The 10,297-nt window shown below is 66.1% G+C and carries 9 protein-coding genes; 5 read left to right on the top strand and 4 right to left on the bottom strand.

Features of this window, described 5'->3' with window-relative positions:
* From ACREBX_RS11015 to ACREBX_RS11005, 3 genes are all read right to left on the bottom strand, one after another.
* A partial coding sequence (locus tag ACREBX_RS11015) for an aconitase family protein (protein ID WP_431561791.1) occupies window positions 1-192 on the bottom strand: 192 nt, incomplete at its 3' end.
* Window positions 189-1,484 (bottom strand): acyl-CoA dehydrogenase family protein, encoded by a 1,296-nt coding sequence (locus tag ACREBX_RS11010; protein WP_431561790.1) that lies wholly within the window; start codon window positions 1,482-1,484, stop codon window positions 189-191. The genes ACREBX_RS11015 and ACREBX_RS11010, both read right to left, overlap by 4 nt.
* Before the next feature lie 19 nt (window positions 1,485-1,503).
* A complete protein-coding gene (locus tag ACREBX_RS11005; protein WP_431561789.1) occupies window positions 1,504-2,847 on the bottom strand; it encodes a phosphotransferase family protein in 1,344 nt (447 codons plus the stop codon).
* 208 nt (window positions 2,848-3,055) lie between these two features.
* On the opposite strand from ACREBX_RS11005, the gene ACREBX_RS11000 reads away from it, so the two are divergent.
* The 5 genes from ACREBX_RS11000 to ACREBX_RS10980 all read left to right on the top strand — a co-directional run bounded on the left by ACREBX_RS11000 (window position 3,056) and on the right by ACREBX_RS10980 (window position 9,731).
* Complete coding sequence (locus ACREBX_RS11000; protein ID WP_431561788.1) at window positions 3,056-3,469, top strand: cupin domain-containing protein; 414 nt, start codon at window positions 3,056-3,058, stop codon at window positions 3,467-3,469.
* Between the two features lie 79 nt (window positions 3,470-3,548).
* Window positions 3,549-5,906 (top strand): EAL domain-containing protein, encoded by a 2,358-nt coding sequence (locus ACREBX_RS10995; RefSeq protein ID WP_431561787.1) that lies wholly within the window; start codon window positions 3,549-3,551, stop codon window positions 5,904-5,906.
* Between the two features lie 167 nt (window positions 5,907-6,073).
* A complete protein-coding gene (locus ACREBX_RS10990; RefSeq protein ID WP_431561786.1) occupies window positions 6,074-6,610 on the top strand; it encodes an RNA polymerase sigma factor in 537 nt (178 codons plus the stop codon).
* Window positions 6,611-6,720: 110 nt separating this feature from the next.
* Complete coding sequence (locus ACREBX_RS10985; protein WP_431561785.1) at window positions 6,721-8,484, top strand: vWA domain-containing protein; 1,764 nt, start codon at window positions 6,721-6,723, stop codon at window positions 8,482-8,484.
* A 188-nt stretch (window positions 8,485-8,672) separates the two neighbouring features.
* Window positions 8,673-9,731 (top strand): tetratricopeptide repeat protein, encoded by a 1,059-nt coding sequence (locus ACREBX_RS10980; protein WP_431561784.1) that lies wholly within the window; start codon window positions 8,673-8,675, stop codon window positions 9,729-9,731.
* On the opposite strand, the gene ACREBX_RS10975 is transcribed toward ACREBX_RS10980, so the two are convergent.
* Window positions 9,728-10,297 (bottom strand): XdhC family protein (locus ACREBX_RS10975; RefSeq protein WP_431561783.1); only part of this gene is annotated, 570 nt, incomplete at its 5' end. The two genes, ACREBX_RS10980 and ACREBX_RS10975, sit on opposite strands and share 4 nt — an antisense overlap.

Here is a 10,297-nt window from a genome sequence, read left to right as displayed (position 1 = left end):
ATGATCGGACAAGGCGAGCGCGCGCTCGGGGCGGCGCACCGCCCGTCCCGCCGCCGCCAGCCCGGCGAAGGCTTGCGGCGAAGTCACCTCATGAAGCAGGTGCAGGTCGATATAGAGCAGAGACTCGCCGTCATCCTCGGCGGCGACGTGCGCATCCCATATCTTGTCGTAAAGCGTGCGGGGCCGGTTCACAGTTTCCCGATCGTTTCTCTCCGCGGCCCCAGATACCCGAACAGGTACGCCCCGACCTTTCGCATTTGTATCTCTTCGGCGCCCTCGGTGATGCGGTATCGGCGGTGGTGGCGATAGATATGTTCGAACGGCTTGTGGCGTGAGTAGCCGATGCCGCCATGGACCTGCATCGCGCGGTCGGCGGCTTCGCAGACGAGGCGGTTCGCCCAGTAGTTGCACATGCTGACCTTGTCGGAGAGGGTGCGTTCGACCTCCTTGTGCGGGGTGTTGTCCATGTCCCACGCGGTCTTGCGGATCAGCAGGCGCAGCATCTCGGTCTGCGTCGCCAGCTCGACGAGCGGGAACTGGATCGCCTGGTTCTTCGCCAGCGCCTCGCCGAACGGCTTGCGCTGGCGCGCGTATCTGACGCTCTCCTCGATGCAATAGACCGCGGCGCCCAGCGATGACGCCGCCTGCCGGATGCGGTTCTGGTGGACGAAGCTTTGCGCGATCGCGAGGCCGCCGCCCTCGGGGCCTAATCTGGCGTTATCCGGCACCCACACGTCGCTGAACGTCATGCGCGGATGGTCGGTCGGCATGTTGAACGTCCACAGATATTCGTCGACCGTCATGCCGGGGGTGCCCGTCGGCACGAGCAAACAGGTGATGCCCTTCGCGTCGCCGTCATTCCCGCCGGTGCGGCAGAAGGTCGCGCAGTGCGTCGCGCTGTGCATGCCGGTGATCCACATCTTGCGCCCGTCGATCCGCCAGCCGTCGACGCCATCGCGGCTCTCGCGGACGCCGCGCGTCTCCATATGCGTCGCGTCCGATCCATGATCGGGCTCGGTGAGCCCGAACGCGGTGCGGCGCTTGCCCTCGAACCCGCCGAGGATGAACTCCTGCTTCTGTTCCTCGCTGGTGGCGAACTGCTCGAACATCTCGACGAAGGGGAAGTTGCCGACGATGCTGTGCTCGTTCTGGAGGTCGTTGTGGAGGCCCAGCCCCTTCGCCGCAAAATGCTCGCGGATCACCGCCATCCACAGATTGCTGCCGTCCTGGCCGCCATACTTCTTCGGCGCCGAGAAGCGCCAGTGCCCCGCGGCATCGGCCTTGCGGGTGGCCTGGCGTAGCAACGCCTCCCACTCGTGGCGCGGCAGGCCCTGATTGTCCCAGTCGGTCCGCGCATGCTCGCGCCGGTGGTCGAAGAAGCGGATATTGTCGTCGGCGAGCTCGAGCGGTTTGATCTCGGCCTCGATAAACGCGTCGAGCTCGTCGAGGTACGCCTGCAAGTCGGCGGGCATCGCAAAATCCATGTCTCTCTCCCTGTTATCGCTATCCGCGCCACTCGGCACGCGCCGCGGCGAGCGCGGCATATTTGGGACTGTCGATCGCGCATTTATCGAGCACCGCGCGGCGCAGCCTTGCAAGCAGGCCGGGCTCGGCGAGCGTGGTCGTGCCGCCGAGCAAGGCGGCGGCGAGCACCGCATCCTCGGCGCGCACGCCCGCACCCAGGTCGCGCAGCACGATGCCGAGGGCGTTCATCGCGACCACCGCCTCGAACTTGGCGTGGCCTTGCGATGCAGGCTTGATCGATGCCTCGATCCAGCCCTGCACCGCCTCGACCATCTCGGCATTCGTGGGCTCGCCGGTCGGCACCGGTGCAACGCCGGGAGGCGCGGGCAGCGCCCTTCCCCGCTCGCCTTCGGGCGCTTCCTCTTCGAGCAGCCGCACCAGATCGAGCTCCTGCTCGGCGGTGCGCCGCCCGATCACGACGCGCTCGACCGTCGGATCGGCGCCGCTCCGCCACGCCTGCCCCATCTGCAGGCAGCCCAGCGCCCACCAGAGCGTGCGGTAGACCAGCCAGAAGTCGAAGCGGCCGCGGTCGACACGCACCCCGCCCGCCGCCTCATAGGCCGCAAAATACTCGTCGAGGCTGCCGACCCCGAACGCCGGCTTGTCGAGCGCACCGAAGCGCCACACCGTCATGCAGCCGAACGCAAGGTCTTCATGCGCATCGCCGCGGTGCGCCAGCTCCCAGTCGAGCACGACCGCCAGCCCGTCCGCGTCGACCATGATATTGCCCATCCGGTAATCGCCGTGCACGAGCACCGGCGCCGCGGGCTCAGGCAGATGATCCTCGCACCACCGGATCGCCAGCGCGATCGCCGGCCGGTCGCCGCCATACGACAGGAAGCGCGCCCGAAGCTCGGCCAGCGCCGCGCGCGTGTCCATCAGCGGGATCGCAGCGGGCACGCTGTTCAGCGGGATGCTGTGGATGCGCGCCAGCTCGCGGCCGAGGTCGCCCAGCAGCGACGGCGGCGGATCGGCCAATATCTTCGCCGGCGACACCTCCGCCATCACCCGCCGCATCACATAGCCCGTGCCCATGCCGTCGCCCGGCTCCAGCACGCCCACCACCTCGGGCGCCCGCACCCCCGCCGCATAGGCCGCCATCACCAGCGCCGCCTCGTCCACATGACCGAACGGACGGTCCGCCATATAATCCGCCGATGGCGCTCGCCGCAGCACATAACCCCCGGCTTGCTCGCCTTCGCCCCAGTCGAACGCAAAGCTCTCCATGTTCGCACCGCCAGACAAACGCGTCAGACCCGACAAAACACCGGCGCCGACAACACGGGTCATCAACGCAGGGAGCAAGGCAGGATGAGCCGTCATGCAAACGACGTCCCGCGCACGGCAATCATCCGCCGATATTTTGCATTCCATCTCCGCATCGCCCGCGCCTTCTCGTTCATCATTTTACTTAGCATGCTAACTATATGCGATGAATCTTTTTGCGGCAAGTAACCTTCGGGGGCCGTGTCGGCGAAACTCTCCCCAAGCGACCAGGACCACCATCCCAGCCACGCCCAAGGAGGCCATCATGACCCGATACATCCGCACCCTGTCCACCGCCGCGCTTCTGCTCGCGAGCCCCGCCATCGCGGCGATGCCCGTACCCGAAGGCGTCAGCCGCACCGACCTCCAACGCCACGACCTCTCGGCGCCCGGTCGCGAAACGGTCCAGGCGCGCATCGACATCGCGCCCGGCGCGGTCGCGCCGTGGCACCGCCATCCCGGCGAAGAGGTGATCTACGTCATCGAAGGGACGCTCGAATATCAGCTCGAGGGTCAGGCGCCCGTGACGCTGAAGGCCGGGGAAGTACTGTTCGTGCCGGCCGGCGTCGCCCACAAGGCGCGCAATCGCACCGCCGTGAACGGCGCCGAGCTCGCGACTTATATCGTCGAAAAAGGCAAGCCCCTGCTCGTCCCGGCCGAGGTGGTCGAGGCGCGCTGATACGCCTACCAACCACCCAATAAGGCAATCTTTAGAATTGAGAGGCAAAAGAGCGACGGGGACCAGGGGGAGAGTATGCATGTTCAGCGTCCTCGAATGCGTCGTCTATCAGCACGATCTGCGATTTGTCGTGATTGCCGCGCTTGTCTGCATCCTCGGGAACATCAGCCTTTTTGTCGTTCTGGGCCGCTCGACACACTGCGTCGACGCCCGCCGGCATCACTGGCTCGTGGTCGCGGCGGTGGCCGAGGGCGTCGGCGTGTGGGCGACGCATTTCGTCGCCATGCTCGCCTATCGCGGTTCGATGCCGATCCGATTCGACGTCGGCCTGACCATTTTGTCGGTCGCCATAGCGATCGGTTTCTTCTGGTGCAGCTTTCGATTGCTCGGCAAGGCGCCAAGCGTGGGACGCTGCGCCGCCGCGGCGACCGGCGCGGCCATCGGCGTTGCGGCGATGCATTTCACCGGCATGGCGTCGATCATCGCACCGGCCCGCGTGACCTATGACTGGGGCCCGATCCTCGTCTCGCTGCTGCTATCGGGGCTGTGCTTTTTCGCCGCCTTCCTCGCCTTCGCAAGAACGAAGGGCTGGAAGAAGATCGTCCTGCCCGCAGGTTTCGCCGTGCTCGCCATCGTCATCATGCATTTCACCGCGATGTCGGCCACCACACTCGTCCCCGATCCGACGCGCGGCGACATATCGGGAACGGCGAGCAGCCGCGACTGGCTCGTCCCGGCGATCGTGATTGCCAATGTCGCGCTGGTCGCGCTCGCCCTCACCGGTTCGCTCGTCGACCGCTGGCTCACCGACGCGCATGGGCTGGCCGACGCGACGCTCGAAGCGCTCGCGATCACACACGACGGGCGGATCATCGAAGTGAACGCGCGGCTTTGCGCTCTGCTTGGCGTCAGCAGCGGCGCGATCGTCGGCAGCACGCCCTCCGACTGGTTCGTCGCAGGCGATGGCAGTTCGTTCGAGGCGCCCGACGGCCATTCCGCCGAAGCGCGCGTCCGCAGCAGCTTCGACGAAGACCATGTCCTCGAGATCGCGACCCAGACGATCGAATATCGCGGGCGAAGCTGTCAGGTCTTGGCGATCCGCGACCTGTCCGACCGGAAACGTGCGCAGCGGGCGATCGAGCATCTGGCGTCGCACGATGCGCTGACCGATCTGTCGAACCGCGCCCACTTCGCGCGCGCACTCGACGCCGCAATCGACGCGAATAAGCCATTCGCCCTGCTCGCGCTCGACCTCGACCGTTTCAAGGCGGTGAACGACATCTTCGGCCATGGCGCCGGCGACGAGATATTGTGCCGCATCGCCGACATTCTGCGGTCGTCCGTGCGCGCCGACGACATTGTCGCCCGTATCGGCGGCGACGAATTCCTCGTCATCCAGACCGGCGTTTCGGGGTCCGAGGAGGCGCGCAAGCTTTCGGCACGCATCCTCGATACGCTGGCGATCGAAATGGACGTCGCGCGCGATCCGATGGCGGTCGGGGTCAGCATCGGCGTCGCGCTCTTTCCGCAGGACGGAACCAATGCCGAAGTGCTGCAGCGCAACGCCGACACGGCGCTCTATCGCGCGAAGAATAGCGGAAGGGGCAACGCCGCCTTCTTCGATCAGGAGATGGACGAGCTCGCGCAGGAACGCCGCGCGCTCGAACATGACCTGCGACACGCAATCGCCCGCGATCAGCTGTACGTCGTGTACCAGCCGCTCGTCGCGACGGCCTTTGCTTCGGTGATCGGTTATGAAGCTTTGCTCCGCTGGAACCATCCCGAACGCGGCGAGATCGCGCCCGACGATTTCATCCCCGTCGCCGAGGAAATCGGCGCCATCGTTCCGATCGGCGAATGGGTGCTGCGCGAGGCTTGCCGCGCGGCGGCGAACTGGCCCAAGAATGTCTCGATCGCCGTCAACGTGTCGACGGTCCAGTTTCAGGTGCCGAACCTGCCGGCCGTGGTTCGTGACGCACTGTCGCAATCGGGGCTCGAGGCGCATCGGCTCGAGCTTGAAATCACCGAAACCGCCTTTCTGCGCAACCGGCAAAGCGCGCTAAAGGCGCTCCACGAAATCCGCGCGCTCGGCGTGCGGATCGCGATGGACGATTTCGGCACCGGCTATTCGTCGCTGAGCAATCTCAAAGCCTTCCCGTTCGACAAGATCAAGATCGACAAGAGCTTCGTCGCCTCGATTTCGGATGATGAGGCGGCGCGATCGATCGTCCGCGCGATCATCGGGCTCGGCCGCAGTTTCAATATGCCGATCGTCGCCGAAGGGGTCGAAACCCAGGAACAGCGCCAGATGCTGCTCGACGAGGGCTGCCCGCAGGCGCAAGGCTATTATTTCGGCCACCCCGCCGCCGACCCCTTTCTGGCGGAATCCTGGCCGCTGGACTTGCCCGGCATGGAAAAGCGCGACGTCGAGGGCTGAGAACCTGCAAAAGTCAGCGATAGCCTTCGCGCGGCGAATGGGGCACAAGCCTTGCGATGGCAGGATATGGGGGATCGATTTGGCCGGTGAGGGACCTTCGGTCCGTCGGCGGGCCTGATTCCGGGGCCGAATGCCATCGGCGCGCATCGCGCGTCCAAGGCTGACGCATGGCCGACGCCGACGAACCGGATATTCTTGCCGCAGCGATCGCGGGCGACCGCGACGCCTTCGAAACCTTGCTGCGGCATCACTATGACCGCATCCACTGCCTCGCGTGGCAATTGACCGGATCGCGCGCCGATGCCGACGATATTGCGCAGGATGTCTGCTGCATCCTGGCGGAAAAGCTCTCCGCCTTTCGCGGCGACGCCAAATTCACGACCTGGCTGTGCAGCATCGTTTACAACGCCTGCCGCGATTTTCATCGGCGGCGGTCGGCATTCACGCGGTTCACCGGGCGGCTGAGTATCATGGCGGGGCTGGCGCGGCATCCGGACGGCCGCGACCTGTATGACGCGATCTGGATCGAAAGCGCGATCGCGCGGCTGAAACCCGAGCTTCGCGACACCGCGGTGCTGATCGCGGGACAGCAGCTGTCGCACGCCGAAGCCGCTCAGATTCTGGGGATCGCCGAAGCAACCGTGTCGTGGCGAATGCACGAGATCCGGCGCCAGCTTGCGGCGAATTCGCGAGCCGACGACTGATCGCGAGGCGACCCGAAATTTTTTTCGCCAGGCCGCCAAGGATTTCTCGCGCCGGCGCGTCCCAGGGACATGCGGGCGATTGTGCGCCGCTGTTGCCAGGGAGACATGTCATGTCCCGTTTCTATCTGATGCTTTCCGCGGGCCTGTCGATCACGCTCGTCACCGCCTGCTCGCAATCGAACGAAGCCGACATTGCATCGCCGTCGTCGGAAGCTTCCTCGCCGGCATTGAAAGCCGAGGTCGAGGAGGACGCGTCGGCCATCGTCGTCACGGGGCAGCAGGTAGCTACGCCCGTAATGGACACGCCGGTAGCGATGTCCGTGATCAGCTCGGAACGCATCGCATCGCCGCCGCCGGCACAGACCCGCAAAATGGTCGTAACGGGCAGCGCCATTCGCGCCCCCTATCCCGATCGCATAATGCCCTATTATCAGGACGTCGGACGCGACAAATTCACTTCGACCCAGGAAAACGCGTTCAAGATCGCGCGCGACGAGCCCGTGTCGACCTTTTCGATCGACGTCGACACCGCCTCCTACGCCTTCGTTCGCGCGTCGCTGAACAACAATGCCCTGCCGCAGCCGGCCGCGGTGCGGACCGAGGAACTGGTCAATTATTTCCCCTATGATTATGCCGCGCCGCGCAGCGCGCAGCAGCCCTTCTCTTCGAATGTGGCGGTCTTTCCCAGCCCGTTCACCGCAGGCCGCAAGCTCGTTCGCATCGGTATCAAGGGCTATGCGATCGAACGCGCAACGCGGCCACGCGCGAACCTTGTCTTCCTGATCGACACGTCGGGATCGATGGATGCGCCGAACAAATTGCCGCTCGTCAAGAAATCGCTCGGCCTGCTGCTCGACCAGCTCGACCGCAACGACCGCGTCGCGATCGTGACCTATGCCGGCAGCGCGGGCACGGCGCTGGAGCCGACGCCGGCGAGCCAGAAAGGCAAGATCCTTGCGGTAATCGACCAGCTCGGCGCCGGCGGCAGCACCGCGGGCGCCGAGGGCATCCGCCAAGCCTATGCGTTGGCCGAGCGCAATCTCGACCCGAATGGGGTGAACCGCGTCGTCCTGGCCACCGACGGCGACTTCAACGTCGGCATCACCGACCAGAACGAGCTGAAGGGCTATATCGAGCGCGAGCGCGGCAAGGGCGTTTTCCTCTCCGTCCTTGGCTTCGGCATGGGAAATTACAACGACCCGCTGATGCAGACGCTCGCCCAGAACGGCAATGGCGCGGCCGCCTATATCGACACGCTCGGTGAAGCGCGCAAAACGCTGGTCGACGAGGCCACCTCGACCCTCTTCCCGATCGCAAAGGATGTGAAGATCCAGGTCGAGTTCAACCCCGCCACCGTCGCCGAATATCGGCTCATCGGTTATGAAACGCGGATGCTCAATCGCGACGACTTCGATAATGACAAGGTCGACGCGGGCGATGTCGGTTCGGGGCAGACGGTCACCGCGATCTACGAGATCGTCCCCGTCGGCGGGCCGCGCACGATGGGCGACCTGCGCTACAGCAAACCCGCCCCGCGCGCCGTCCCCGCGCCGTCGAGCGAATATGGTTTCGTGAAGATCCGCTACAAATTGCCGAAATCGGATCGCAGCCAGCTGATTTCGACGCCGATCGATCGCCGCGTCGAATTCGCCCGCTTCGCCGACGCGCCGCAGGACGCGCGGTTCGCGACTGGGGTCGCGGCCTTTGCCGAACTGCTCCGCGGCGGACGCTACAGCGGATCGATGACCTATGACGATGTGCTGCAGATCGTCGGCGCGGCGCGCGGCACCGACGATTTCGGATATCGCATGGAGCTGGTCCAGATGGTCCGCGCCGCCAAGACGGCGGGATCGATGGCAAAGCTGGAGCGCTAACATGGTGCGGCGGCGGTTCCCCAAAGCGTCGCCGCATCCGCCCTGCCCGTTTCGGCCGGTCGATCGAGACATTCGACCGGCGCGATATTGTGCGTATAAGGCCAGACGATGCCCATGCCCTTTCTCTCGCGCCTGCCGTTTCGACCTGGTTCGAAATCGCGCCGCGCCGCGCCGGAGGCACCGCGGCCATGACGGGCGATGACGAGCTGAAAGCCTTTTTGCCCGAACCGCCGCCGCCCGCCCCGAAACGGCGCGAGGCGGCGATTGCCGGCGCGCTGGCCCGCTTCGACGGCGCACCCGCGCCGCAGGTCGCGCCTCGACCGGCGAGAGCATCCTGGTGGACCAACCTTCGGCGTCCGCAGGCCGGGCTGGTCGCGACCGCCGCGCTGGTCGCCGCGATCAGCCTGCCCTTCGCGTGGACGGCATTGGATCCGGGCGCGCCGGCCGCCGACGAACAGATTGCGCGAGAAACAGGCGAGCCGGTTCGAGTGGTCGTGGACCACCAGGCCGAAGTGCCCGCTCCCGTAGCGATCGCGGCACCGCCATCGGCAAAGAACGGCCCTGCCTCCGAGCAAGTCGCGGCGGCTCCCCCCATTGTTTCCGCGCCCGCGGCGAAGCGAGTCGAACTCGCGCAGGCGCCCCCCGCCGCAAAAGCCGAGGAACGCGAGGCGATCATCGTCTCGGCCCAGCGCGTGGCGCGCCCTGTCCAGGACGCACCGTCCGCCATTTCGGCGTTTTCGTCCGGCGATGCCGCCGAGGATTCGGTCGTCGTGACGGGAACGCGCATGGCGCCGCGGGGCGCCCCCAGGCGCGGCGACTGGAACGCCTGCACCGTGAATGATCCGAGCCGGGCGCTGTCGCGGTGCAAAAAGCTGGCGAACAGCGGCGCAAAGACCGTTCGGGCGCAAGCCGATGCGCATTTGTCCGACGGGCTGAAACAGGCGTGGGAGGGCGACCTCGACGGCGCGATCACGGCGTTCGATCAGGCGATTGCCGTCGCGCCCGACCTGTCGGTCGCCTACCTCAATCGCGGCCTCGCCTACGACCGCCAGGGCGAAAGCGCGCGCGCGATCGCCGATCTCGACCGGGCGGTCCGGCATGCACCGCAATCGGCGCGCGCCTATTATAATCGCAGCCTTCTGCTCCGAAAACAGGGCGATACGAAGCGCGCCGACGTCGACGAACAGCGCGCGATCAACCTCGACGCCCGATACCAGGCGATACGGCAGCCGCGCGAGCGCGATTAAACCGGGCCGGTCAAATAGACCCCGGCAAAATGCGCATCGTCCATGCCCTCGGCCGGGGGCTCACCCCCGAGCCGGTGATAGTCCTGCACGATCTGCGACAGCGCCGACAGCGCCAGCGTCGCCGGATCGCGCGTCGCCGGGATCAGCCCCACCGACGTGCGAAGCTTTAGCCGAAGATCCTCGGCCACGCCGGCTTCACGCAACGCGCTCCGCCGGACATCCTGCGTCCGCTGACTCCCGATCGCGCCGACGTAAAAGGAGGGAAGCTGGAGCGCGCGCGGCAGCAATTCCTCTTCCCAGTCGCGATCGTGAAAGACCGAAATGATCGCGGTCCACGGATCGGTGACGAGGGGCGGCAAGCGCGTGCGCGAAGTCAGCCGGACGGTGTCGAAACCTTCGCCATCCAGGTCGGCCAGAGCCCGTTCGTCGGGGGAAAGCACGCCGACCTTGGCCCCGAAGGCGGCGGCGAGACGCGCCAGTGCGGTGAGTTCTTCGCCCTGCCCCATCGCGACGATACGGAGCGCCGGCGTATAACCGAGGCGGAAGCTTCCATCCTCCCAGCCGGC

Source organism: Sphingopyxis sp. (assembly GCF_050725655.1).
Lineage (GTDB): Bacteria > Pseudomonadota > Alphaproteobacteria > Sphingomonadales > Sphingomonadaceae > Sphingopyxis.
This window is presented reverse-complemented; position numbering and strand designations above follow the sequence as displayed.

What these genes read in the sequence shown, in the direction of transcription:
- ACREBX_RS10990 (WP_431561786.1), top strand. Translation starts at nt 6,074, where the DNA reads ATGGCCGACGCCGACGAACCGGATATTCTTGCCGCAGCGATCGCGGGC.
- ACREBX_RS10980 (WP_431561784.1), top strand. Translation starts at nt 8,673, where the DNA reads ATGACGGGCGATGACGAGCTGAAAGCCTTTTTGCCCGAACCGCCGCCG.
- ACREBX_RS11005 (WP_431561789.1), bottom strand. Translation starts at nt 2,847, where the DNA reads ATGACGGCTCATCCTGCCTTGCTCCCTGCGTTGATGACCCGTGTTGTC.
- ACREBX_RS11000 (WP_431561788.1), top strand. Translation starts at nt 3,056, where the DNA reads ATGACCCGATACATCCGCACCCTGTCCACCGCCGCGCTTCTGCTCGCG.
- ACREBX_RS10985 (WP_431561785.1), top strand. Translation starts at nt 6,721, where the DNA reads ATGTCCCGTTTCTATCTGATGCTTTCCGCGGGCCTGTCGATCACGCTC.
- ACREBX_RS10995 (WP_431561787.1), top strand. Translation starts at nt 3,549, where the DNA reads ATGTTCAGCGTCCTCGAATGCGTCGTCTATCAGCACGATCTGCGATTT.
- ACREBX_RS11010 (WP_431561790.1), bottom strand. Translation starts at nt 1,484, where the DNA reads ATGGATTTTGCGATGCCCGCCGACTTGCAGGCGTACCTCGACGAGCTC.